22 protein-coding genes are annotated in these 25,422 nt (G+C 61.9%); 10 read left to right on the top strand and 12 right to left on the bottom strand.

Going from position 1 to position 25,422, the window contains the following annotated elements:
- Position 1: 1 nt before the first annotated feature.
- The gene (locus F759_RS0103115; protein ID WP_063829641.1) at positions 2–451 is read right to left on the bottom strand and encodes a sugar dehydrogenase complex small subunit; all 450 of its coding nucleotides are present in this window, start codon (positions 449–451) and stop codon (positions 2–4) included.
- A gap of 394 nt (positions 452–845) precedes the next feature.
- Positions 846–1,952 carry a porin gene (locus tag F759_RS0103105; RefSeq protein ID WP_036023391.1) on the bottom strand — a complete coding sequence of 369 codons (1,107 nt, stop codon included), beginning with the start codon at positions 1,950–1,952 and terminating at the stop codon, positions 846–848.
- Between the two features lie 366 nt (positions 1,953–2,318).
- On the opposite strand from F759_RS0103105, the gene F759_RS0103100 reads away from it, so the two are divergent.
- Positions 2,319–3,545, top strand: coding sequence for an AAA family ATPase (locus F759_RS0103100; protein ID WP_027798554.1), 1,227 nt, complete (start codon positions 2,319–2,321; stop codon positions 3,543–3,545).
- Between the two features lie 8 nt (positions 3,546–3,553).
- Complete coding sequence (locus tag F759_RS0103095; RefSeq protein WP_027798553.1) at positions 3,554–5,302, top strand: cobaltochelatase CobT-related protein; 1,749 nt, start codon at positions 3,554–3,556, stop codon at positions 5,300–5,302.
- Positions 5,303–5,350: 48 nt separating this feature from the next.
- Here F759_RS0103095 and F759_RS0103090 read toward each other — a convergent pair whose 3' ends face one another.
- A complete protein-coding gene (locus F759_RS0103090; RefSeq protein ID WP_027798552.1) occupies positions 5,351–6,031 on the bottom strand; it encodes a MarC family protein in 681 nt (226 codons plus the stop codon).
- A gap of 370 nt (positions 6,032–6,401) precedes the next feature.
- On the opposite strand from F759_RS0103090, the gene F759_RS0103085 reads away from it, so the two are divergent.
- The 3 genes from F759_RS0103085 (at position 6,402) to glgA (ending at position 9,960) form a co-directional block, all read left to right on the top strand.
- Positions 6,402–6,617: a DUF3311 domain-containing protein gene (locus tag F759_RS0103085; protein ID WP_027798551.1), complete on the top strand. Its 216-nt coding sequence runs from the start codon at positions 6,402–6,404 to the stop codon at positions 6,615–6,617.
- A complete protein-coding gene (locus F759_RS0103080; protein WP_027798550.1) occupies positions 6,614–8,086 on the top strand; it encodes a sodium:solute symporter family protein in 1,473 nt (490 codons plus the stop codon). The genes F759_RS0103085 and F759_RS0103080 overlap by 4 nt, the downstream gene beginning before the upstream one ends.
- Positions 8,087–8,358: 272 nt before the next feature.
- Positions 8,359–9,960 (top strand): glycogen synthase GlgA, encoded by a 1,602-nt coding sequence (glgA, locus tag F759_RS0103075; protein ID WP_027798549.1) that lies wholly within the window; start codon positions 8,359–8,361, stop codon positions 9,958–9,960.
- A 90-nt stretch (positions 9,961–10,050) separates the two neighbouring features.
- Here glgA and F759_RS0103070 read toward each other — a convergent pair whose 3' ends face one another.
- The 6 genes from F759_RS0103070 to F759_RS0103040 form a co-directional block, all read right to left on the bottom strand.
- A complete protein-coding gene (locus F759_RS0103070) occupies positions 10,051–11,196 on the bottom strand; it encodes a GGDEF domain-containing protein (protein ID WP_027798548.1) in 1,146 nt (381 codons plus the stop codon).
- Positions 11,156–11,983 (bottom strand): hypothetical protein, encoded by an 828-nt coding sequence (locus F759_RS0103065; protein WP_027798547.1) that lies wholly within the window; start codon positions 11,981–11,983, stop codon positions 11,156–11,158. Before F759_RS0103065 ends, F759_RS0103070 begins: the two co-directional genes overlap by 41 nt.
- Before the next feature lie 695 nt (positions 11,984–12,678).
- Positions 12,679–14,847 carry a M1 family metallopeptidase gene (locus F759_RS0103055; protein WP_027798545.1) on the bottom strand — a complete coding sequence of 723 codons (2,169 nt, stop codon included), beginning with the start codon at positions 14,845–14,847 and terminating at the stop codon, positions 12,679–12,681.
- A gap of 647 nt (positions 14,848–15,494) precedes the next feature.
- On the bottom strand, positions 15,495–16,127 hold the full coding sequence (locus F759_RS0103050) for a glutathione S-transferase family protein (protein WP_027798544.1): 633 nt from the start codon (positions 16,125–16,127) through the stop codon (positions 15,495–15,497).
- Positions 16,128–16,191: 64 nt separating this feature from the next.
- Positions 16,192–16,638, bottom strand: a complete 447-nt coding sequence (locus F759_RS0103045; protein WP_051377086.1) for an SRPBCC family protein — start codon at positions 16,636–16,638, stop codon at positions 16,192–16,194.
- A 3-nt stretch (positions 16,639–16,641) separates the two neighbouring features.
- On the bottom strand, positions 16,642–17,100 hold the full coding sequence (locus F759_RS0103040) for an ArsR/SmtB family transcription factor (RefSeq protein ID WP_244438778.1): 459 nt from the start codon (positions 17,098–17,100) through the stop codon (positions 16,642–16,644).
- Positions 17,101–17,104: 4 nt separating this feature from the next.
- Between F759_RS0103040 and F759_RS0103035 the strand changes: the two genes are divergently transcribed.
- A complete protein-coding gene (locus F759_RS0103035) occupies positions 17,105–17,878 on the top strand; it encodes a YkgJ family cysteine cluster protein (protein WP_027798541.1) in 774 nt (257 codons plus the stop codon).
- Between the two features lie 81 nt (positions 17,879–17,959).
- On the opposite strand, the gene F759_RS0103030 is transcribed toward F759_RS0103035, so the two are convergent.
- Positions 17,960–19,114 (bottom strand): epoxide hydrolase family protein, encoded by a 1,155-nt coding sequence (locus F759_RS0103030; protein ID WP_027798540.1) that lies wholly within the window; start codon positions 19,112–19,114, stop codon positions 17,960–17,962.
- A 134-nt stretch (positions 19,115–19,248) separates the two neighbouring features.
- Here F759_RS0103030 and F759_RS0103025 point away from each other — a divergent pair, with 134 nt between their 5' ends.
- Positions 19,249–19,632: a CidA/LrgA family protein gene (locus F759_RS0103025; protein WP_027798539.1), complete on the top strand. Its 384-nt coding sequence runs from the start codon at positions 19,249–19,251 to the stop codon at positions 19,630–19,632.
- Complete coding sequence (locus F759_RS0103020; protein ID WP_027798538.1) at positions 19,629–20,369, top strand: LrgB family protein; 741 nt, start codon at positions 19,629–19,631, stop codon at positions 20,367–20,369. Before F759_RS0103025 ends, F759_RS0103020 begins: the two co-directional genes overlap by 4 nt.
- Positions 20,370–20,464: 95 nt before the next feature.
- Here the strand turns inward: F759_RS0103020 and F759_RS0103015 are convergent, their stop codons facing one another.
- Positions 20,465–21,610 carry a porin gene (locus tag F759_RS0103015; RefSeq protein WP_027798537.1) on the bottom strand — a complete coding sequence of 382 codons (1,146 nt, stop codon included), beginning with the start codon at positions 21,608–21,610 and terminating at the stop codon, positions 20,465–20,467.
- Positions 21,611–22,276: 666 nt separating this feature from the next.
- Between F759_RS0103015 and treA the strand changes: the two genes are divergently transcribed.
- The gene (gene treA, locus F759_RS0103010; RefSeq protein WP_027798536.1) at positions 22,277–23,962 is read left to right on the top strand and encodes an alpha,alpha-trehalase TreA; all 1,686 of its coding nucleotides are present in this window, start codon (positions 22,277–22,279) and stop codon (positions 23,960–23,962) included.
- Positions 23,963–24,106: 144 nt separating this feature from the next.
- Positions 24,107–24,697, top strand: coding sequence for an alpha-ketoglutarate-dependent dioxygenase AlkB (locus F759_RS0103005; RefSeq protein WP_027798535.1), 591 nt, complete (start codon positions 24,107–24,109; stop codon positions 24,695–24,697).
- Between the two features lie 40 nt (positions 24,698–24,737).
- Here F759_RS0103005 and F759_RS0103000 read toward each other — a convergent pair whose 3' ends face one another.
- Positions 24,738–25,373 carry a carbonic anhydrase gene (locus F759_RS0103000; protein WP_027798534.1) on the bottom strand — a complete coding sequence of 212 codons (636 nt, stop codon included), beginning with the start codon at positions 25,371–25,373 and terminating at the stop codon, positions 24,738–24,740.
- Positions 25,374–25,422 lie beyond the last annotated feature (49 nt).

Raw genomic sequence — 25,422 nt, 5'->3', positions numbered from 1 at the left:
CTTAAGCTTGCCTCTCGACGGGTTTTGCGGCCCAGAAGCCGGGCTTGTTCGGACAGTACGAGCGAATGATCAGCGTGTCGGACACGACGCCGAACATGAGCGCCTGCTCGTAAGTAATGACGGCGTTATCGACGGTGCCGAGATACCAGGCTTCCATGATCTTCAACGCAAGCGCTTGTTGAGCGGCATCGGCGGAACCGGCGGCAAGCGCGCCCGCGAGTTTCGGCAATTGCTGCGAGAGCCCGGGCGTGGACTTCTGCAATGCAGCGAAGAGCCGTGTACCGACGTCGCGATCGAGCGCGGACTTGTCGGTCAGCGATTGCGACAACGTCATGAAGGTGCCGATGGGAGCAGCGGATGAGTCGTCGGCCAGCGCCTTGAGCGTGAGCGAGCCGGTGAGGCTCGCAGCGGTCAATGCGAGCGCGCCCTGAAGCCAGCGGCGGCGTGTCATGGTCGACGGCTCACCGCTCGCGGCGCGGTCGCCGTGAGAGTCTTGTGGAGTCAATGTTCTTATCCCTTGTGAGGCGTTGTTCAAAACTTGTTGATGCGGTGATACCGATTTGCGGCGTATGGTGAGGCGGTTAAGGAAAAGGCAATGTCGGAGCTGCTCAGGGGCACGCTTAAGCGACTGTTCGGCAATGCGTGATACGAGGATGCGATGACGGTAACAGCGATGGCAACGGGAACTTCAACCGCAATCGCAATCGCAACAGCAATTGCCACGGCAACCGCGGCGTCGACACCGCTCAGGTCCGCATGAAACGCGCGCAAACATCGATGCCCGTTGCGACGTTCACGCCGCTCAATGTGCTATCGATGCCGCCGCATCACAATCCGGCAGCGCGTCAGAACTGATGCAGCATGCCGACATAAGCGCCGGTCTGCGATTCGCCGACGAGCGGACTCGTGTTGCTGGTCGAATCGCGCGGCGACGCTTCGAGCGAGAAGTTCGCGTTGCTGCTGTTGCGCACGTAACCTACTGTGCCGTAGAGGAACGTGCGCTTCGAGAGGTTGTAAGTGGTGCCGAGCACATACATCATGGCGTGACCGGATGGATCGTGCGCGGCGTCACCACTGCCGTCGCCGACCTTCACGTAGTAGCCGCCCCCAGTCACGGCCCAGCGCGGCTGGAAGTTGTACGTCGCGCCGAGCCAGTAATGATCGGCGGTATCGGCAACGCCCGCCGGCGAGTCCGGGGCCGAGTAATGCGTATAGGCGCCCTGAATCTTCACTGCATCGAAATGCACGTTCGCGCCGACGAAGTACTCGCGCGAACTCTGGAAGATATTCGAGAACCGGCCATTGCTGTCGCGCAGTTCATCGTAGATGCCGCGTACGTCGAAGAGTTGCGAATGATAGGTCAGCATGATGCCGTCCGAACGGCCGAACTCGCCGCTCGCGCCGCTGTTGAATGCGCCGGGCTGATTGCCGAATGCGTACTGCGCCTGCACGTCGAAACCCCAGAACACCGGGCTGTGATATTCGACGTTATTGCTGGTCTGCTGCCAGTTGCGTCCCCGCACGAGCGACGCCGACGAAAACGCCTGCTGCACGAACGGATCGAATTCCCACACGCCGTCGCTGTCGATAAACAGATTACGGCCCGCTTGCAGCGTGCCCCATTGCTGGCTGCTGAGTCCGACGAACGCGCGCCGCGACCAGAGCCGTCCGCCACTCGTGGTGCCGTCCATCACCTGCAGGCCGGTCTCCAGGTTGAAGATCGCCTTGAGTCCGCCGCCCAGTTCTTCATTGCCCTTGAGACCCAGCATGCTGGTGCCCCAGTCGCCGCCCTCGGCGCGCCAGCGGCTCGAACTTCCGCCGGTGCCGTCGTTGATGTGATTCAGATATTCGACGCCGGCATCCAGACGGCCGTATAGCGTCACGCTCGTTTGACCATATGCGAGCGGACTTGCCACCGCGAGAGCGGCCACCAGTTTTGTGTGTAGTCTCATTGTCTTGCCGTGAGTTTTTTATGAAGCGGTATGAGGCAAAGCATGGGCAGTGCATAAAGCCACGCGAACTGCGGGACGGCTCGAAGTAATGCGGATATTGACGTCAGTGCTGCAAGATGGATGGCAGCGCGCGATGTTGTAAAACTACACGCATTGCCGCCGAACTATAGGCGATGCGCGCTTCACTAACTACCCGTTTTACGCAATAGACTTTTGCGACGCATGCACTGCACTTCGCGTCTTCGCGTCTTGGGGCGGGGCGAGGGAATCGAAAGCCGCCCAAGTTAACATAGCCGCTCAATCGGCAGGAGCCAAACCGGATCTTCTGCCGGCGTCCCTGACGTGCCACTTTTGTGCCGGATTCTCATGAATGCGCCCGATCTGATCGAAGACGAATACCTTGGCCTTTATCGACGCGAGACGGAAAGCGGCGCGCAATGGTGGCGCGTGAGCGTGGCCGACCGGCCGGAAACCTACCGGCTCGAACATGGAGTCGATGAAGGCGATGGCAGCGGCGCGGTCGACATGGATCTCGTGGTCGATGCGGAAAACCTGCGCGCGAAGCTCAAGAAATGGCGCCGCGAAGGTTTCGTCATGCAATCGGCCGATGCCTTGGTTTTCGAGCCGCATGCATCGGCGCGCACCGCCTTCATGCCCGAGTTGCAGCGCGCAGCGGCGCAAGCTCTCGCGGCCAGACATGGGCACACGCAAGAGCACGAAACGACCATACGCATCGGCCATGTCGACGTGCCTTGCGGTGTCGACAATCCGCTCGTGCCGCGCATCAACCCCGCCTATCTGTTTTCGGCGCGGTTTAACGACATTGTCGAAGATATCGTGGAAAACCGGCGCGTGATGCTGATCGGTCACACGGGCGCGGGCAAGACGAGCCTGATCGAGCAGGTCGCCGCGCGCTCGCATCACGGTGTGTTGCGTTCCAACATGAACGGCCAGACCACTGTCGGCGATTTCGTCGGATTCTGGACGGTCAAGGGCGGCGAAACGCTATGGGTCGACGGCGTGCTGCCCACCGCAATGCGCGAAGGTCTCTGGCTGATCGTCGACGAAATAGACTTTGCCGAACCGTCGATTCTCGCCGCGCTAACCGCGGTGCTCGAACCGCACGGCCGCCTCGTGCTGAAGGAGAAAGGCAATGAGATCGTGGCGCCGCATCCGTCGTTCCGGCTCTTCGCGACCGCCAACGCCGTGGGCGCAATGAGTCAGTTCCGCCATCTGTATCAGGGCGCGAATCTGATGAACGAGGCGTTTCTCGATCGCTGGCGCGTGTATCTGCTGGACTATCTGTCGCCCGCTGAAGAAACCGACGTGCTGATGCGGACCCTGTCGCCGCATATGACGCGCTCGCTGGCCACAACGCTCGCCGCGATTGCTGCCGACTGCCGCGCGGCTTTCGCACGCGAGGATCTGTCGAGCGCGTTCTCGACCCGGCGTCTGCTCGACTGGGCCGAGCTGATGCTGCGCACCGGCGACCCCGAGCGCGCCGCCGGCCCGGCGATCTACGCGAAGCTCAGTCCGGAAGACGCCGCGCTGATTCGCGGCATCATTCGCCATCACATTGCGCCGGCGGGCTGACGCGCACCATGAACGCATGTCACGGCAGACACCACGCGCATGGCTTCGGGTTCGAATCGACGCTTGGCAAGATCGCGCGGGTGCTGACGGGACAGTACGGCGTGGCCGTGGTGTTCAGCCCGGATGGTCCGCGCGTCGAGCCAGGCCGCATCGTGATACCGGACTACGGATTGGACGAAGGGATCGACCGCGATGTGCTGATCGGTTACCTCGATTTGCTGGTCGCCCGCGCGAAGCACGCGTCGCTCGCGCAGCTCGACGCGTTGCCCTCGGGTATCGCGGCCAGTCTCGCTCAGGTGATCGAGGACCGCCGCGTGTGCGGCCAACTGCTCGATGAGTATCCGGGCGCGCGCTGGTTCATCGGCACATTGCGCGAGCATGCGGCCGCGCGCGCACGGCAACGTTGGCCGAAACTACATTGGCGCGACCGGCTGGTGTGGCTTGTCGAGCGCGTGCTGTGGGACGAAAAGCCGAGCGTCGCCGAGGCAAGCCACTCGCTGCTCGCAGCGTTGCATGCGGCGCAGGATATTCTCGTGCAAGCCCGCGCGAGCAGCTCGACCGCGCAGAGCATCGCGGCGGCAGAAGCGCTGCTGAAGCGCGTGCGGGCATTGTCGGCGGGCGAGGTCAATAGTATGGCCTTCACGGCCGGGCCCGTCGAAGATATCGAAACGGAGACAGCGGCGGCATCGTCCGCAGCTTTTGACGACGAGCCGATGCTGCCCAATCAGGACAACGCAGCCTCACCGCCCTCGGAGCACAGCGGCGGCTCGCTGGCCGACAACGCCGTTGGCATGGGTCAGACGCTCGCCGACGCGCGACAGCCGTCCATTGATTCACACGACACTAGAGGCACGCCAGGCGCCCTCGCGCGGCCGCAATTGTCGATCCCGCTCGCCACCGAATTCGACGAAATCGCCGATCTGACCGGCCAGGGCGACAGCGCTGCGTGGCGCGTATTGCGGGCAGAGGCGCGTGCGAACACCGCACCGCTGAAGGAGAAGCTGGAACGCGCGCTGAGCGCCGACGAGCGCGTTCGCTGGCGTCGCGAACAGGAGCGCGGCGAGATCGACCGCACGGCGCTGGCGCGGCTCGCGACTTCGCCAGGCTACCGCACGCCGTTTCGCACCCAGCGCCCGTCGAAGGGCCGCAATGTTGCGGTGACGTTGCTGATCGACCGCAGCGGGTCGATGGCGGGCCGCAAGATCGAACTCGCGCGGCTGTGCGCGAGCGCGTTATGCGATGCGCTCACGCAGTTATCGTTCGATTGCGAAGTGCTCGGCTACTGCTCGCTCGAATCCGCGCCGATGAAGCTGCTTTACGAGCGGCAGCGCGCGGCCGGTGCCGACTTGCGGCGCTATAACCGCTTCGTCGAGCGGCTCGATCTGAAGGTCTACAAACGCTTCGGCGCGGCCGATATGAGCGGCATTGCCGCGCTCGACTGCGGTCACGAAAACCCGGACGGCGAAGCGCTCGCGTGGGCGGCCGCACGGCTCGCCGATCATCCGGCCGAGCGGCGCATCCTGATGGTGTTCTCGGACGGCTATCCGTCGACCGGCGACGGCGATCCGCAGGTATTGCGCAGCGACTTGCGCGAGCGCGTCGCGGCAATCGGCAAGCGCGGCATCGAACTGGTCGGCGTCGGCGTGCTGACCGATGCCGTCGAGGATTTTTATCCGCACAATGTGGTGGTGAGCCGCCTTGCGGAGTTGCCGTCCACCGTGTTTTCAGTGTTGAGTTCGATGCTGCTAGTGCGTTGAATCCGGTGTTGAATCCAGCGTTGAATTCTGCGTTAAGCCCGGCATCGCTTACCGGTTCACCGCCGGCTGCATCGTCGCGATGGGAATGAGGAATTCGGAAAAGCCGGTCAGCATGATCTGCACGCCGATGCACAACAACAGGAACGAAGAAACGCGCATCGCCACCTTGGTGCCTTCCACGCCGAGATACCTCGCGAAAATGACCGCTCGGCTGTAGATCACGTACACGGTGAGCGCGACCGCGAGCGAGATCACGACCGATGCGATGCTCGACAGCACGAACTCCGACAGCTTGTGCGTGCGATTCGCGGTCAGCGCGACGGCCGTGGCGATCGAACCCGGCCCGGTGGTCAGCGGAATCGTCAGCGGGAAGAACGCCCTCGCCTTCGCGTTTTCCGCGTCCACGCGCTTTACGGTCGGCTGTTCGGTGGGCTGCGTGTCGGGCGCGTTCAACATCTGCCAGCCGCCCACCGCGACCGCAAGACCGCCGCCGATGCGCAGCGCCTGCATCGAAATGCCAAAGAAATGCAGAATCGGCGTGCCGATGAAAAACGCCACCAGCAGCACGCACACGACGTTGATCGCGATTTTTCTCGCAAGCGCCGTGCGTTCCTCGGTGGTCAGCGAAGCAGTCCGGTCAAGAAAGACAAAAGCAATGCCAATCGGGTTGATGATGCTGATCAGCCCTGTGAAGCCAAACAGAATGTCCGAGATCAGACTTTCGACCATATGCGATCCGTGTCGAGCGGCGGCCCAGGCACTCCAACTGCTGCACGCTGGGTGCGCCGCGCGGTATTGTTGAACTGGAAGCGCCGAAGCTCCAGACTCTGCGCGTTGCGTGGCAGGAATCATATCGCGACGCGATATAAAGCCGGTACAAAGGCGTAAATGTCCCGCATGCAACGAGGGACCGGGAGGCGAGCATCGCGCGTTGCAACGCAACAAGAGTTGACGTTCCAGGCACGAAATCGATGCGCCCGCAACTTTCATAAAGCCTACATTTTTTTGACCTGCTTTACGGAACCGAACCATCAGGCATACAGTCGCCAGCGAAGCCGCACTTTCAACAAGACGTACCCACAGTTCGAGGAGTTACCCCATGTTGCTTCGTGTACTCGCCGCGCTGCCGTTCATCGGCATTCTGCTCGGTATCCCGTTTGTGAACCGTGTCGAACCGCTTGTGCTCGGCATGCCGTTCGTGCTGGGCTGGATCGTCGCGTGGGTGGTGTTGAGCTCGATCATCATGGCGATAATCTATCGTCTGGACCCGTCGAACCGGCATATCGCCGCCGACAGCGAGGAGGTCCGACCATGAGCGCACTCGTCATCATTGCAGCCATTACGCTGTTTGCGCTCTTTCTCGGTGTGCGCGCAAGGCATGGCCACGACATGAGCCTCGAACAGTGGACAGTGGGCGGCCGCAGCTTCGGCACCGCCTTCGTGTTCCTGCTGATGGCCGGCGAAATCTATACGACCTTCACGTTCCTCGGCGGCAGCGGTTTTGCGTATGGCAAGGGCGCGCCCGTCTATTACATTCTCGCGTATGGGACGCTCGCGTACATTCTGTCGTACTGGATGCTGCCGCCGATCTGGCGCTACGCAAAACAGCAGCGTCTGGTTTCGCAGCCGCACTTCTTTACACGCAAATACGATAGCCCCGCGCTCGGCACGCTCGTCGCGCTAGTGGGCGTCGCCGCGCTGATCCCGTATCTGGTGCTGCAATTGAAGGGCCTGGGCATCATCGTCGCAACCGCCTCGTATGGCGCGATTTCATCGACGGCTGCGATCTGGATCGGCGCCGCCGTGGTCACCGTGTATGTGATCGTTTCGGGCGTGCGCGGCTCTGCGTGGAATTCGGTCGTAAAGGATCTGCTGATTCTGGCAATCGTGCTGTTCCTCGGCATTTATTTGCCGCTGCACTATTACGGCGGCCTCGGCGAAATGTTCCATGCAATCGACGCTGCCCGCCCCGGTTTTCTGACCTTCCCGGCCAAGGGCTCGAGCGTCACGTGGTTCCAGTCCACCGTGCTGTTGACGGCGCTCGGCTTCTTCATGTGGCCGCATACCTTCGGCTCGATCTTCACCGCGAAGGACGAGCGCATTTTCCGCCGCAACGCGATGGTGCTGCCGCTCTACCAGTTGATCCTGCTGTTCGTGTTCTTCGTGGGCTTTGCCGCGACGCTGAAGGTTCCGGGACTGAAGGGCGGCGACATCGACCTGTCGCTGTTCCGCCTGTCGTTGCAGACCTTCGACCCGTGGTTCGTCGGCGTGATTGGCGCGGCCGGCATTTTGACGGCGCTCGTGCCGGGTTCGATGATCCTCACCTCGGCTTCGACGCTGCTCGCCAACGACGTCTATCGCGGCATGGTGAACCGCAATGCGTCGGACGCCACGGTCGCCAATCTCGCGCGGTTCCTCGTGCCGGTCGTGGCGCTCGTGGCGGTGGCCTTCACGCTGCACGGCGGCGAAACCATCGTCGCGTTGCTGCTGATGGGCTACAGCTTCGTGACGCAGCTTTTTCCCGCCGTTATCTGCAGCCTGTTCCCGCGCAACCGCGCGACCAGGCAGGGCGCATTCTGCGGCATTGTCGCGGGTGTGGCGGTCGTGACGATCACCACGACAATGCATCTGACGATCGGGCAATTGATGCCGTTCCTGCCCGACGCGCTGAAGGATGTGAACATTGGCTTCGTCGCGCTGGCGGTCAACGTGATCGTCTTCGTCATTGTCAGTGCGATGACGCAGAGCAGTCGCGTCGAGCAGACGCACGCATCGGCGCATTGATTCGGGTGCGCGTCGCACAGGAAGCCGTCGCCTCGTGCGACGGCTTTTTTGTTTGAGCCCGCAAAGCAGGGAAGTCAAAAGTACATCGGGATGAAAAAACGCTGCAAGCGGCGAGCCGATCCGAACCTATAGATAATCGGCACGCATTGCAGCACGGCGTCGCGTAGGCGCTAAGCCGCAATAGACGTATTGGGCACACCGCTTGCTGCTACATGGCCCTGCGAATCCGCCGCACTGCACAAGTGCAAAAAACGCGTCCTCTGGGGGCCACCTTGCCGCTTAACGTTCTACTTGTCGCTTCCGAAGCCCTTCCGCTTGCCAAATCGGGCGGACTTGGCGACATGGTCAGCGCCTATGCCGCCGCCTTGCGCGATGCGGGCGCAGACGTCTCAATCCTGATGCCCGCCTATCCGGCCGCGCTCGAACGCGCGCTCGACGTCGCTCCCGTTGCGCGCATGACCGGCCTGCCCGGCGGCGACGCCCGCTTGCTGCGAGCACGCATGCCCGATAGCGGCGTGACGGTACTGCTGCTCCAGATGGATCACCTGTTCGCCCGCGAAGGCTTATACCGCGACCCGCAAGGACGTGATTACCTCGACAATCTCACGCGTTTCGCATCGCTCGCGGCGGCGGCCACGCGTGTGGCGCGCGGCGTTCGCAACCTGAAGCGCCCGCACGTCGTGCATGCGCACGACTGGCATGCAGGCCTCACGCCGCTCTACATGCGGCTTGCGGGCATCGCCGCGAAAAGCGTCTACACGATTCACAACCTCGCGTTCCAGGGCAATCATCCGCTCGCGATGGGCGGCTGGATCGGCGTGCCGCCCGAGCTGCTCGCGCCCGCGCTGACCGACGAGCGCAGCATCGAGTTCTACGGTTCGCTCTCGATGATGAAGGCCGGGATCGTGCACGCCGATCGCGTTACGACCGTCAGTCAGCGCTATGCACGCGAAATCCTGACGCCTCACTTCGGCCACGGGATGGAAGGCGTGCTGCAAGCCCAGGCGGCGAAGCTCTCCGGCATCGTCAATGGAATCGACACGTCGGTGTGGAATCCCGCCGCCGACGACTACATCGCCCGCCCCTATTCCGTCGACGATACCGCCGGCAAGCAGGCATGCAAGCGCGAATTGCAACAGGCATTCGGCTTGACGCGCGACCCGTTCGCGCCGCTCGTCGCGATAGGCAGCCGTCTCACCGAACAGAAACTGGCGGACGTGGTGATACGCGCTTTGCCTCGCTTGCTCGAAACGCATCCGCGCCTGCAGTTCGCGATTCTCGGACAAGGCGAGCGCGGGCTCGAACACGCAATGCAGGAACTGGCCGCCGCCTGGCCCGCACGCGTGGGCGTGCAGATCGGATATGACGAGCGGCGCGCGCACATGCTGCACGCGGGCGCGGACATTCTGCTGCACGGCAGCCGCTTCGAGCCGTGCGGACTCACGCAACTCTATGCAATGCGTTACGGCACGATTCCGGTGGCCTCGCGTGTGGGCGGGCTCGCGGACACCATCGTCGATTACGCGCCGCACGATGCGCGGGACGAAGGCTGCGCGACTGGCTTCCTGTTCGACGGCGAGGAGCCGCACGACGTCGTGCATGCGCTCGGCCGCGCATTGGCCGCGTTCATGCGGCCGTCGTCGTGGCATGCGTTGCAGCGCAACGCGATGAGCCGCGATTCGGGCTGGGAAGCGTCGACGTCGAACTACCTCGCGCTATATGCGGATCTCGTCGACGCACGTCCCGCACTGCCCGATACGCGCGTTCGCAAGACGCCTGGCCGCGCAAGAACGGCAGGCTCGGCAAACTCGCGGCGAATCCACAGCGATGAAGCGTTCAATGCAGGCGTGGGCGAGCTGGTGCGAAGCGCGTGATCGCGTACGGCCTGTACTCAATGGCTCATGGCGTGAACACGCGATAGCGCAACAGCGCAATGGACTAGTGCCGAAAGGTTTGCGCGCGCCTCAAGGCGCGCGCGATGCGAACGCGTAGCCGTCTTTGCCGCTTCGCTTGACCTGATACATCGCTTCGTCGGCGGCGGCGACGAGACGGCAATAATCGTCGACGAGATCGGGATAGCTCGCAATGCCGATGCTCGCGCGAACCATGCCCATGCCCATCTGTTCGTCGGTGCGGACCACACAGGCGATCAGGCGCTGCGCGATCTGGCGCAGCTCGTCCTGCGCGGCGAACTCGCGCACGAGCACGGCGAATTCGTCGCCGCCGATGCGCGCGACCACATCGCCTCTGCGCACCGATTCGCGAAAGCCCCGCGACACCGCGATCAGAAACTCATCGCCCACGCGATGACCGAGCGAATCGTTGACCTGCTTGAAGCCGTCGAGGTCCACATACAGCACCGCAATCTTGTGCGAGTGCACCTCGACCGGTGTTTGCGTTGCGGCCTCCTCCAGCGCGGCGAAAAGTTTGCGCCGGTTGGCAAGGCCGGTCATCGGATCATGCAGCGCCGCGCGCTCGAATTTGTGCGACTGCCCAGCCAACTGCCGGTTGCGCTTCGCGTACATGCCGAGCGCCGTAATCAGCAGGCAGAAAAGCAGCGCCGCCACCGCAATGAGCATGTGCGCGACCTGCGTGATTCGTTTGCGCATGTCGGCGCTATCGGCATCGCGTCGTGTGTGCCAATAGGACGACGCGTTGCCGAGCAGCGCGTCCATTTCGGCGAGCGTCGCATCGGGCAATAACACCGACGACGGCATACGCGGCGCATCCGCAGGACTTGCATTCACGAGCGCAGCGAGCGACGCGAGGCGTCGCGTAAGCTCGACGCGCGCCTGGCGGTAGCCGTCGGCCGCGGCATCGTGTGCGCGCGGCACCTGATCCCATACGCCGACACGCGCGCGTGCCGTTTCCGCCCGCTCGACGGCTTCGAGCACTAGGCCCGCGTATTCCTGTTTGACCTGATCCGCGAACACCGTTCTGATCTGCAACGCCAGATACAGCAGGCCGATCAGGAGACACAGCAGCGACGCTACGGCGACGGCGGCGGGACCGGGCGTAAGCCGCCATCCGTTCGCACGTGAGGATTCGCGGCGCAACGCGAAGAGCGCTTCAGGGATGCGAGTAGATGTCTTGCTGACTTCCGCTGCCATGTTGTCGATAGCTCACGCGTCGAAAGAACGAACCCATTCTCGCAAACAGATTGCCTTTATGCCTCGCGCTGGTCGCCGAAGCGCGCCGTTCCTGCTGCGCGTATTTTGCTTCTCGCGCGGGACGAGTCGATGCGAGCTGCGGCGCGGCGGGTTCGGTAGCGCTAGTGGTGCGTTGCATCGAGCGAGGCGAAACGGCGGCCGCAGGCGCCGCGCTCGACGGCGCCGCAGCAGCGTTGTCCGCGAGCAGTTCTTCTTCCTGCGGACGGCTGATCTGGCCGGACCACACCGACGGTTTGCGACTCTCCACAACGGCCGGCATAGACGACTGCGCAGGCAGCGCCGGCAGGTCGAGCAGCGCAACCGTGTCCGTGGGCGAACCTGTCACGATGCCGGGCTTTGGCGCTGGGGCGCCGATCGCGGATGTCATGAGCGGCTCTGGCGCCACGGATGCAGAAGGCGGCGCGGCCTGAGCGCTCGTCGCTAGCGGAGTGTCTGGCGGAGCGGATGATTTCGCCAGCGCAGCCGCCATGTTGTTCGGCGCGGGCATGCGCAACGCCTGGCGCGCGCGGGCGATGGCCTCCGCATACGTCTGCTGGTCGCTATTGAACCAGACGCCGTAAGCCACTGTGCCCGTCACGCCGAGCGCGAGCGCACTCGCCGCCGCCACGCACAGCGCGAGACGTCCGAATCGGGGCGTCGCGCCTGTTGCTTCCACATCGCCGCCATCGACGAGGCTTGCATCGTCTTCATGTCCGCGAACATGAGGCAAGTCGGGATCGTTGTACATCGCAATACGCTCCGCAATTCTTCCGTCTGACGCTCCATCAGGCTTGGGTCACACAAATTTCGCACGGTCGATGCAAACGCTGCTGGAAGAATGTAACTCTCTCATCCGGTAGCGACAACACGATAAGGCGCTGCTTCAAACGTCTGTTCGGCAGCGCGCATTCCGATCGGGAAAACGGGTAAAACGTTCAACGCCCAATGCATTTGCAACAATGCGGCAACCTGTGCGTTCGGGCAGGCGCCGGCGCAAAGCCCCGCTGGCCGTGGTGATGCGGCCGGCAACGGGCACGAGGGGCCAACTACTGCGCAATATTCACGCCTGAGCGAGCGAGCCATGAAATGCCTGCGCGTTCCTGGTTCAAACGGACGGCGCAAATCACGCGAAAATCGTTGCGCGTTCCACTAAACGGAGAAATTTTTATCGCCATGTTCGGCGCGCAGTGCGGTGAAAGATCGCTCTACGAAGCCCCGTAAATAGGCCGCGCGCCAGTTCGCCATGACGCGCCCGCGGTTGGCGCATGACGACGAGGTTTCGGCGAAATTGGGCTATGGCAGGCATGCCACGCGTGCGTGTCAGTTAAGCGCATTCTTCGCGTCGTGGCTCGATATCGTGCGTAAAGCGCGGCGGCCCGCATCGCGTGAACAATGCGGGCCGCCGTATGCCGTCAAACAGGACGGCTGAATGCTACCTGCCGGTTACTGCCCTTGCGCTTTTTGCCGCAGCTTGCCTTGATAGCGGATCGCCGGACGCAGCGACTGCGTGGTCGGTGCCGGTGTCTTCATCAACTGACGGGCAACCGCAGCGTTAGCGGAAGTGAGCGAACCGATGCTCGTTTCACGCGACGGGTCCGCAAGACCATGCGCCACCAGCAGTTTCGCTTCGAGCTGCAAGCTCGTCAGCAGGACAGGGTCCTTCAGCGCATTGGCCTGTGCGAGCAGTTGACTCCACGCGTTGTTGCTGTAGTTGGTCACGTAGTAATCGAGACCAGTCGGGTCCGCGAGCACCGCCGAGCAGCCGTTGAGCCGCACTTGCGTTTGCGGGTCCTTCAGCGCAAGCGTCTTGCGCGAGCTCAGCCCGTCGCCATAAGCGAGCGTCAACGGAACGGTCCACTGCGTGCCCGGATACTGGTTCTGATTCGGGAACGGCGACTGTTTCAGCGTCACGATGGTCTGGTTCGTCGTCAGATCGCATTGGGTGTCGAGCGAAATCAACGGCACGCCGGTTTGCCGCACGAAACTGTCGCCAATCGCGACCATCGGCTCGCCGCTCGCCTTCGCCAGTTCGTCCCATAGACGCTTCGGCGTCACGTTGCCAAGCGAATAGTCGGCGAGATACTGTTGCAGACCGCGGCGCATCGTTTCTTCGCCGAGATAGTTCTCCAGCATCTTCAGCACGTGGCCGCCCTTGTCGTACGTGAACGCGCTGGCGCTCAGCACGAAGTCGTTGGACGCCCAGCCGTTGAAGTTCGGCTGCACCGGGAACGAGGTCGACTTCAGATCGGCGTTGATCACCGCATACTTGTTCTTCACGTCATCGACCCAGCTAAAGCGATCCGGGAAGAAACGCACCTTGGTCTTGTTCTCGAAGAACGTGGCAAACGATTCGTTCAGCCACACGTCGTCCCACCAGTCGAGCGTGACGAGATCGCCGAACCATTGGTGCGCCGCTTCGTGGGTGAGCACGGTCACGCCGTAGTCGGACATGGTCGTGCCCGGCGCGGGCAGAATGTCGTCGGCGAACTCGAGAATGGCGCCCCAGTTCTCCATGCCGCCGAAGTTCAGGTCCTTCTCTTCCTTGAACGCGTCGTTCGCCGCGACCGTGTCGAACTTGGTGAGCGGCAGCGGGATGCCGGTATAGCGATAGTAGTAATCGAGTGCCTGCTTGGTCTGCTGCATCGCCGGCTTCGCCCAGTCACGCATGCCCGGCGGCGTGAAAATACGCAGGTGCAGGCCCTTGCCGTCAGGCAGCGGACTCGTGAAGTCGTCTTCGAGAATATCGAACTGACCGCCGCCGAAGAAGAGCAGGTACGAAGGCATCGGCGGCGTCTTTTCGAACGACACCAGCTTGTAGCCGCTATCCACATTCACGGCGGGTTTTTCCGCCGCATTCGATACGACGTTCCAGTTCTGCGGCACCTCCGCGCTCACCTCATAGGTGGGCCGGAACGCCGGTTCGTCCCAGCCGGGGAACCATTGCCGAGCAAGGTTCGACTCGCCTTGCGTGAGAATCGCGCCGCTCGTGGTGCCGTCGGTCGCCTTCAGATCGACGCGGAAGACACCTTCCGCGGCCGAGCACCCGGGATAGTGATCGTCGCCGCAACTGCCGCCCGTCTTCGCGACCGGATCGTCATAGCTCTTGAAGTTGATGATGCCGCTCCACTCCATGTGCAGCGAGTAGTTGCCGGCGGCGATCTGACCGCTTACCGGCCGAAGCTGGTAGAAGTCGCCGTCGTCTTGCGGCGTGGCGATCAGCGCGATGTTGCCCGGCTGAAGCGTGATCGTGCCGTTGGTGAATTTGATGCGATGCCCGGCAATCGTGATCGCGTTGACCGCCTTCAGCACCTTGATCTGCACGTCCGCGCGGCCGTCGAACGACGACAGCGCCGGATTCGGCCTGAACCACAGCTTGTAGTTGACCGGCATGACCGTATTCGGCAACTCGACGGGCTGCACGGTCTTGTCGATCGATGTGTTCGCGAGCACAGCACTCGCAGGCGGCACCAACGCGACGTCGGACGCGCTCGCCGGCCCTTGTGCGGACTTGCTCGTCAACGAAGCCGAGCCGTCTCCTCCACCGCACCCTGCCATTACCATTATTCCGGCTAACGCCAGGCACTGCATCTGCAATCGGAAATTTATACGCATTTTAATCCTCGACTGACAATATCGGTATTAAAGAAAGTGCGTTGAGTTCATTTCAGCCGTGTTTCTCTTTTTCAGCGACAAAGGTCTCCCGCACCAGCACCGAATTGCTAGCGAGAATATGGACGTGTTACATCCTCAGCACTAATGGGCTGATTTTTAGATACAACGTCTTGTTTATTACAAAGCTTTCAGAAAATGATTAATGACATCCTGTGATTGCCGCGCAGAGCGCAGCCCGCCTGGCTTTGCGGGCAGTGCGATAGCGGAATCAGTTTCGACGACAGTGCGTAGCCTAGTTTGGCAAACGTTATCGTGTCAACTTCCTTTCACAATCTTTCCTGAATCGACGTGCGATGTATGCAACGCGAATGTCTTTAGTAATCCGGCCGAGTTAATACTCTAAATACCGGCTTTCCCGCGCACGACTACGGAAAACTTTTTATTTTTCGATTGAGGAATGTGCTATGGGGAAAACCGAGGCGGCCTGCCAGAATCGGGAATGGATTCTCGTACTGGCTATTCAATGCCGCGGCGGCACTTTCTGCAACGGCCGTCGTGTAAATGGGCGCGCTGGAGGCTGACGCCGAAAGCGGAGATTGCGCCGCGCGTCGTCGTCATTGCAACGATCGCGCAGCATATGAACGTTTTCAGGCAGCAGCCTGCGTCTGCCTGGACGGAAACGGATCACGCCACGCCGAAAGCTCGCTCAACTGATCATGCCAGCGCGTCACCTCGGGAAACTCGTCTAGCGGCATGTTTGCGCTTGCCGCGTACGGCAGCGTGACGGCAACCGAAAAGTCCGCAACGCTCATCTGATCGCCAAGCAGCCACTTGCGGCCCGCGAGATGCCGGTCCAGCACACCCGCATGTTTGCCAAACCAGCCTTGTGCTTCAGCGACCTTCGCACTGTCGGGCGCGCCGAGACCAATGGCCGGTTTAATCAGATGTTCGAAGTAAAGCAACCCGCCGTGGCGGTAGAAGTGCTGGCTATTCCAGCTCAACCAGCGCAACACGTCCGTCTGCTGCTCGGCGCCTCTCGGCCACAGCGGCGATTCCGCGCGTTGCGCGAGATGGCAAATTATCGCGTCGGCTTCCCAGATGCTTCTTTGCCCATCGACGAGGCACGGCACCTTGCCGTTCGGGTTGAGCGCGAGAAAAGCCGGCGTGGTGTGCTCACCTTTGCCGAGGTCGACATAAACGTATTCAATTGGTATGCCTAAATATTTAGCCACTGCGCATGCCTTGCGCGGCGCTAGCGATTCCGCATAGTAAAGCTTCATATGACGTCTCCGTGCTGGTTCACCTCAGGTTCACTTCGGGTTCACTTCACTCAATGCTGCCTCGTCAGACCTCCGTGTTGCCCAGTTCGGCAATCAGTGCGTCCAGCTTCTCGAACGCGCCCTTCCACCCGGCATCGTGACCGTCGCGCGCGGCTTCGTCGAAGAACTGCGAATGCGTGAAGTTCATCTCGGTGCCTTCGTCGGTCGGACGAAACGTGATGGTGACGAGCGAACGGCGCTCGGGCAGCGTCACCCACTCCCACGTGAAGACCAGCTTGCGGTCCATCTCGACTTCCTGATATTCGCCGCGGCAGTCGTGCGTTTCACCGTCGAGCGTCTGGAACACCACGCGAAAGCGCCCCCCAACTCGCGGGTCGGCTTCGGCGCTCAACACGGGCCCAGCGTCCGGCCCCCACCAGCGCGCCATCAACTCCGGTCTCGTCCACGCCGCATAGACTTTCTGCGGCGGCGCCTTCAGGCGGCGCACGATGGTCAAACTGGGCTTCTGCATCATTCACTCTTCTCCTTCGACAAAATCGGCAAGCCGGTCGAGGCTCGCGGACCAGAAGCGCTCATAGCGTTTGAGCCATGCCATCGCCTCTTCCATCGGGCCGGCAACCAATTCGACCGACACCGTTCGGCCATGCTTGGCGCGCGTTATCAGGCCGGCGTCGCTCAGCACATCGAGGTGCTTCATGACGGCGGGCAGCTTGAGGGGCAACGGGCGTGCGATTTCCGTGACGGACAGGCCGGGCTCCCGTTCAAGACGAGCAAGGATGGCTCGCCGGGTCGGGTCCACCAACGCGGAAAACGTACGATCGAGTTGACTGACAGGACACTTCACCATGTGGTGAACTATAGAGAATCGACGAGCGGTGTCAAGCATTTTTGTGCCGCTCTTTTTTCCTGGGCTCGCTGTCAGAAGTTCGCCGTTCGCGCGACCAAGCCGGACGTCGAACTTAAAAGAGGACATCCGGGTGGACGATATCGACTTCGAATGCACCGCGTGCGGCAAGTGCTGCCACGATTTGCGCTTGCCGCTGACATTGGCCGAAGCGAGCGACTGGCTCGCGCGAGGCGGACAGATGGAATTGATCTGCGAGGCGATTCCGTGGCCCGCCGATCCAGAACCGCCAAACGCACAAGCGGACTACAGGAAAGCGCGCTCCACACCCGCGATGAGCGGATCGCTGCCCGTGCGTGTGTCGATTATTTTCGCGGCCGCGTTCGCCGGTGCGTGTCCCAATCTTCGCGCCGACATGCTATGCGGCATCTATGAAAAGCGGCCGCTCGTGTGCCGCATCTATCCTGCGGAGATCAACCCTTTCGTTTCGCTCGAGCCTGCCAGCAAAGCGTGCCCTTCGGTCGCCTGGCAACGAAAGCCATTGCAACGGCACGGTGTACTCGTCGACGACATGACACGAGAGTTGATCGAACTATCGCGTCGCACGACCGAACTGGAGGCGCCGCTGCGTATGCGCTTATGTCAGGAATTGGCGATCACTCATGCCGCGCTCGCAAACGAGGGCTTCGTCATTCACGCGCCGCAAAGCAGCGATCTACTCGCCGCGCTCGCGCGAATTCGTGCGATGCCTGATGTGCCGCACGCGCCGGCACAGTGGACCTTTGTATCCAACCGCGGCGTAACCACGGAGGCGCTGCTGTCGGTAGGCGCCGCAGCGGGTTTCGATGAATCCGCAAGCGCACGCGGCTTGCGCTATCACGGCTTTTACGAAGCGTCGCCCGTGTAACGCTGCATCCGGCCTACGCTTCGGATACTGGAAGGGTCCGCCGGACAACCGCACGCGGCTCTTCGCACATCGTTCAACGCGCTAGCCCCGTAGCGGTCTGAAAAAGCTGCGGATCTCGGCAGCCAGCAGATCCGGCTTCTCCATTGCCGCGAAGTGTCCACCGCTCGGCATCTGCGTCCACTGCACGACGTTAAAGGTTCGTTCGAGCCAACTGCGCGGCGGATGATTGATCTCTTTTGGAAACCGGGCGAAGCCGACGGGCGGCGCGACGCGTTGGCCATCGGCAAAACGTATCGGCTGTAGACGGTTCTCCCAATACATCTGCATCGCCGGGCCAATGCTTTGCGTGTACCAGTAGAGCGAGATATTGGTTAGCAACTCGTCTTTCGAAAACACCCGCTCGACGTCGCCTTCGCAATCGCTCCATGCGCGGAATTTTTCGGCGATCCACGCAGCGAGCCCCACCGGCGAATCGTTCAGCGAAGCGGCGAGCGTCAACGGCTTCGTCGTGTGCATGTGCGCGTAGCCACCTTCGCGCGCGGCCCACTCGTTTTTCTCGCGCAAGAAGTTCTCTTCCTCCGACGTCAACGCTTGTTGCGCCGCTCCGACTGCGGGTTCGTAAGACCCAGGCAGGAAGTTCAGGTGAATACCGTCGACCGGTTGCGGATGCCGCGCCGCAAGCGCGATCGACACACCGGCGCCGAGGTCGCCCCCTTGCGCACCGAAGCGCTGATAACCCAAGCCGCACATCAACGACGCCCATAGATCCGCGACCTGGAACGCGGACGTGCCGGATTGCGCGGGCGCCTGCGAAAACGCGAAGCCGGGCAGCGAAGGCACGACCACATCGAACGAATCGGCGGGATCGCCACCGAACGCAGCCGGCTCGCACAGCCGCTCGAGCAGCGCCTCGAACTCGACGAACGAACCCGGCCAGCCATGTGTGACGACGAGCGGATAAGGCGCCGGTCCCGCGCCGCGCCGATGCACGAAATGCACGCGCCGTCCGTGCACGTCGGCCATGAATTGCGGCTGGCGGTTTAGGCGCTGTTCCGACGCGCGCCAGTCGAACTGGCCAGCCCAATAGTCGGCAAGCTCACGCAGCCATTTGAAATCGATACCCTGCTGCCACGCGGACGACGGCGTGGCGGGCGCCCAACGCGTCGCGCGAATGCGCCGGCGAAGATCGTCGATGTCCTCGTCGGGCACAGCGATATGAAACGGCTCTATTTGCATGTGAGTCGTCCAGTACTAAGTCATCGATAAAGAACTGCGTGACCGCAAAGCTCGCGGCAATCCCCTCGCATGAACCACGAAACTATACGCATGGTACACAATGGCCGCATTTCCGTTTCCTGCTGGAGATCGACATGCTTGCAGCGCTGGCTGCCCTGCTGACTTTTCAATGCCTCGGAGAAGGCGTGTCTTATGTGTTCCATTTGCCGGTGCCGGGCCCGGTAATCGGCATGCTGTTGCTGTTCGGCTTTGTCATGATGCGCCCGCAAACAGCCGATGCAATCGAACCCACGGCCCTCGAATTGCTGCGCCATCTGTCGCTGCTGTTCGTGCCCGCGGGTGTCGGCATCATGGTGTCGGCAAGCCGCATTCGCGGCGACGCGATTGCATTGATCGTGTCGATTGCCGTCAGCACGACACTGGCAATTGCGGTGGCCGCGCTCGTCACGCGCGCGTTGATGCGCCGACAGCAGCGCCGGGAGTTGCACAATCGCGCCGACAAGGAGGCCGCACAATGACTGCCTTACCGAAGCTCGGCGCGATCTGGGTCTATCTTGCAGCAAGCCCTCTGCTGGGCCTCACCATCACGCTGATCGCGTACCTGATCGCCCAGGCGTTATATGCAAAAGCGCGCTTCAATCCGCTCGCTAATCCGGTGTTGATCGCGGTCGCGTTGCTCGTCGCGCTGCTCGAAGTGACCGGCACCCCGTATGCCACCTATTTCGAGGGTGCACAGTTCGTGCACTTCCTGCTCGGCCCGGCAACGGTCGCGCTCGCGTTACCGCTCTATCGACAATGGCCGAAGCTGCGCCGTTTTGCGTTGCCGCTTGTCGGCGGACTGGTCGCGGGTTCGTTGACGGCGATCGTCTCCGCGATCGGCGTGGCTGCGCTCTTCGGCGCATCGCATCAGACGCTCGCGTCGCTCGCACCGAAGTCCGCGACGACGCCGATCGCAATGGCCGTCGCTTCCGCGATCGGCGGCATCCCGTCGTTGACAGCGGTACTCGTCATCTCGACGGGTGTATTCGGTGCAGTCTTCGCGCGCGCCATTCTGAACGTGCTGAAAATCGCCGAGCCGGAAGTGCGCGGTTTCGCACTCGGCATCGCGTCGCACGGCATCGGCACGGCGCGGGCCTTTCAGGTCAGTGAGCAAATGGGCGCGTTCGCGGGGCTAGGCATGGGGCTCAACGGCGTGTTCACCGCGTTCGTGGTTCCGGTGCTGATGCCGTTCGTTGCGCGCTGGCTCGGCACCTGAGCGCAAGCCGCTGATTTGCTCGACGACGCAAAAAAGGCCCGCAAAACGCGGGCCTTTCTGCAATAGGCCGCTAGCGCGGCACTCACCGCGCGTGCTCAGAAGCGATGGCGGATGCCGACCGTGCCGACCACTTGCGAGCTGGTGGACGAAGCGCTGACGCCGACGATGTCGGCGGTAATGCCCGAGTTGCCCGTGCTGCCGACATGCTGGTAGGCCGCTTCAGCATAGACGTCGGTACGCTTGGACAACGCGTAGTCCGTTTGCAGCGTGAGCTGATGGTACTTCGGGCTGACGCCGTCCAGACGCGCGTCGGTAAACGTGTATGCGCCCGACACCGACACCGCCGGCGTCAACGCGTAACGGCCGTTCACTTCGTAGTTGGTGAAGCGTGCGCTGCCGCCGGTCAGCGCCAGCCCGCTGCTCGTGCCCGATGCCGACGAGCTGATCGCGCTCGCACCGTTCAATTGCGTTTGCGTCACGACGAGGCCGACGTTCGCCGGGCCGAATGCATAGCTCAGACCCGCGCCGTAGGTGCGTTGACGCGCCGCCGTGAAGGTGGAGTCGCCAGTCGCGACCGCGCCGCTCGTGTTGGTCGACGAGCCGCCGCCGTTCAGTTGCAGATAACCCGCCGCGACCTTCAGGCCGCCGAATACATACGATGCGCCGACGCTGTATGCGCGGCTATCGGCGAAGCTGCCCGCTGCGTTCGAGAAACCGTACAACGCGCCGAACTTGAAGCCGGCGTAATCGATGCTCTGGAATTTCACGGCGTTGTTGATGCGCACCGAGTTGTTCAGGTTGTCGTTGTCGTAAGGGTGCGAAGCGAGCGTCCCGCCATACTGCGTGCCGTTCAGCGCGAGCGGCGCGAGGTAATCGACCACGCTGTCGTACTGGCGGCCCAGCGTGACTGTGCCGAACTGGTTGCTCGACAGGCCGACGAACGCCTGACGGCCGAACTCGCGGCTGTTCTGACCGAGCTTGCCGGTCGACAGATTAAAGCCGTTTTCGAGGACGAAAATTGCTTTCAGGCCATTGCCGAGATCTTCCGAACCGCGCAGGCCCCATCGATTGCCGTTCAGTATGCCGCTCGCCTGCTGGAAGTTGCTGCTGCCGCCCGAATTGCTGGTGTAGGTCAAGCCTGTATCGATCAGGCCGTACAGCGTCACGGAGCTTTGTGCATGAGCGGCGCCGGCAGCGCCGGCAAGAGCGAGCGAGAGGCCCGACAATACGAATTTGTTCATTGAATATCTCCAGATTCCAATAGCGGTTGCTATCGAGCGGCGGAGAATAACGCATAAACCTCGAAACGATTTTTCAGTGCATTACGGCGTTGCGTTTTAACGACGCCATTGCTTTTTAACTTTCTGTTTGTTTCCCGTTTATCTCATTGCTTGACGTGTAAATGAAATGGGGCGTACATCTTTTGCACGTGCGCCCCAAGTGCCTGATTTAAAACGCGCTCGGAATCGCAGGCGAATTGAGAATGGTATACCGAAGATTCCGCAACAACGTAAACAAGGTTGTTTATTATTCCATCTTATTTCGCAATGATATTATTGTTAACTTAAATTAAGATATGGAAATCGACGTGACGATTATTGCGTGGACCGCAAATACATTTTTCCTTGCTTAAGAAACCGGAAAATTAATTCCCGAAGACCCTTGCCGACGAACCCGCGATAACAGCGCGCCACTCGACCATATCCGCAATTACTTCGTCATCCGAAGTTAATCGACGCGCAACGATGGCCCGGGAGACCGCGTCGGCAATGCGCCACATCCATTCACCGCGCATAGTTTGAAGCGCGTCCGGTTTTGTGCCATGCTAGCCACGCCCCAGCGCAGGTCACCAGAAGAGAGGGTGTGAGAGGCAGACCAATCCTGTTGTCCATTCCTCAGGAGGAGACATGATTGTGTCATCGCAAGCGCGTAGCATCCGCTGTGCCGGCAATGCGCCCGGCGTCTTATCGCAGCCCTGCCTTCCCCCCGCGCCGTTGAAGTATCTGCATCGCGCGGTCGCCGTTTCGGGTTTCGCGTTCCTCATTGGCCTCACATCGGTTTGTCACGCCGACACTCAGGTCGGCGGCAGCTTGCCGCCCGCGCCCGATATCCTGTATGGCGAGCTCTTCGTCGCGGTGCAAACGGCGCAGATCTATCCGGACCAGAAGACTTTCGTCGATGCAACGCCGAAGGCCGACCCTGCCGTCATCGTGCAGCTTTACCAGCAGCAGAAAAACAACCCCGGTTTTTCGCTGGCGAGCTTCGTCAACCAGTACTTCACGCCGCCGAGCGAGCCGGTCATTACGCCGCCAGCCAATCAGACGCTGCGTGAGCACATCAACTGGTTATGGCCCGCCCTCACCCGGACGACCACGAGCGCGCCGCCGAACAGTTCGCTGATCCCGTTGCCGAAACCCTATGTGGTGCCCGGCGGGCGCTTTCGCGAAGGCTACTATTGGGACACCTACTTCACGATGCTGGGCTTGCAGGAGGCGGGCCGTGAGGACCTCGTCGACAACATGCTCGACAACTTCGCGTACATGATCGACACGTTCGGCCATATTCCAAACGGCAATCGCACTTACTACCTCGACCGTTCACAGCCGCCGTTCTTCTCGCATATGGTGGAACTCGCGGCCAAGGTGGAAGGCCACGGCGTCTATCAGAAGTACTTGCCCGCATTGCGCAAGGAATACGGCTACTGGATGCAGGGTGAAAGCTCCACGCGAGCCGGTTCGGCGACGCGCAATGTGGTCGTGATGCCCGACCGCGCCGTGCTGAATCGCTATTGGGACGAACTGGACACGCCTCGCGACGAATCGTATCTGGAGGACATACAGACCGCGCAAAAGGCCACCGGACGAAGCCCGAACGATGTGTACCGCGAACTGCGGGCCACCGCGGAAAGCGGCTGGGATTTCAGTTCGCGCTGGTTCGGCGACAACATGACGCTCGCGACGGTGCGCACCACGTCGATCATCCCTGTCGATCTGAACAGCCTGATGTTCCACCTCGAAATCAGCATCGCGAAAGGCTGCGGCGAAACGCGCGATTTCCGGTGCGTGGGCGAATTCGCGGGACGCGCCGCGAAGCGCGCGCTCGCCATCAACCGCTATCTGTGGAATCCCAACGGTTACTACGGCGACTACGACTGGCAACTCGGCAAACCGCGCGATAACAAGACTGCCGCAATGGTGTTTCCGCTGTTCGTCGGCGCGGCGTGGCCGGAGCGTGCAAAAAAGACCGCGCAGCAGGTGCAGTCGACGTTGCTGCAACCGGGCGGCCTCGTCACGACGACCTACAACACCACGCAACAGTGGGACGCGCCCAACGGCTGGGCGCCGCTGCACTGGGTCGCGATTCAGGGCTTGAAGCGCTATGGTCATGACGCGCTCGCGCAACAGATCGGCACGCGCTTTCTCACCGACGTAAAGGGCGTCTATGCGTCGGATAAGAAGCTGGTCGAGAAATACGTGGTGGAGGGAGCAGGCACGGGCGGCGGCGGCGGGGGTGAATATCCGCTCCAGGATGGCTTCGGCTGGACCAACGGTGTGACGCTCAAACTGCTCGATCTGTACAGCCCAGGCGAATAGCGGCGCCACGACACGAGAGAAAGCCCAAGCGGACGAGGAGACCAGGCACGGCTCACAGGCGAGAACACTGTATAAAAACACAGTACAATACCTTGCATGAACCAGTCATTTCCTGGCCGGGCCACTCGCGCCCGGCATTGAATCATGACGTCCCAGCAAGCTTTGTTTGCCCCAGAGCCCGTCGCCCTGTTCGACGACAACGAAGGCGGAATGCGTTACCTGCCCGAGTCGATCCCGCTTGCCCTCGCCCAACAGTGGTTCGGCGAGGCTCTGCATAACATCGGCTGGAGCAGCCATCAGCGCATGATGTATGAGCGCGAGGTGGCCGTGCCTCGCCTGATCGCCACGTTCCTGCGCGAATCCGCGGACTTGCCCGCGCCGCTCGGCGAAGCGTTCGACATGGTGCGCTCGCTGGTGGGCGCGCCGTTCAACCGCGTAGGGCTCAACCTGTATCGCGACCAGCACGACAGCGTCGCGCCGCACAGCGACAAAACCGCGAATCTCGTGCGCGGCGAGCCGATTGCCATTGTGTCGCTCGGCGCGAGCCGCCGTATGACGATCCGCCCGAAAAAAGGCTCTGGCCGGCCGGTGCATGTCGAGCTAGAACCAGGCAGTTGTCTCGTGATGAGCTACGCGTCGCAGTTCACGCATGAACACGGCATTCCGAAGCTCAATCAGCGCGTCGGGCCGCGCATCAGCCTGGCCTTTCGCTGCTACGACGGCCCGCAGAGCTAGCCGCGTCGAGCGAGCAACGGCAGCGGCAGCGGCAGCGCGATCACACGGCGTAAACTTCCGGGTTCTCGAGCAGCGGCACGAATTTACCGGTGCGGCCATCGAGTGCGAGCATCACGCCGCTTTCGATCTGGAAGATCCAGCCGTGCAATTGCAACGTTTTGTTCGCGAGCCCGACAGCTACCGACGGATGCGTGCGGATGTTCGCCAGTTGCGCGACCACGTTGTCCTTGACGAGCGCATCCAGACGCTCCGCGGCCGACTGATAGGTGCGCGATGCGTTGATGGCCTTCGCCGCATCGGCGTGACGCAGCCAGCCGGCCACCGCGGGCAAACGTTCGAGATTCGTATTGCTCGTGATTGCGGTCATCGCGCCGCAATTCGAATGGCCGCATATCACGATGTCGCGCACGCCGAGCACCGCGACCGCGTACTCGACTGTCGCCGATACGCCGCCAGGCTCCGGACCGTAAGACGGCACGATATTGCCGGCGTTGCGAATCACGAAGAGCGCGCCGGGCTCCGCCTGCGTCAGCAACTCGGGAACCACGCGGCTGTCCGAACAGGTCACGAAAAGCGTGCTCGGACTTTGCGCGGCCGACAGGCGCTTGAACAAAGCGCTTTGCTGCGGAAACACGTCGCGTTGAAAGCGGATCAAGCCCTCGATGATTTCCTGCACGATGTTCTCCAGATGATCGAAGAGGCGCGGCGCGCGCTGTATCGCGGCC

Origin of the sequence: Paraburkholderia dilworthii (assembly GCF_000472525.1) — a bacterium.
Lineage (GTDB): Bacteria > Pseudomonadota > Gammaproteobacteria > Burkholderiales > Burkholderiaceae > Paraburkholderia > Paraburkholderia dilworthii.
The sequence above is the reverse complement of the archived record's forward strand: the minus strand, read 5'-3'. Positions and strand labels throughout refer to the sequence as shown.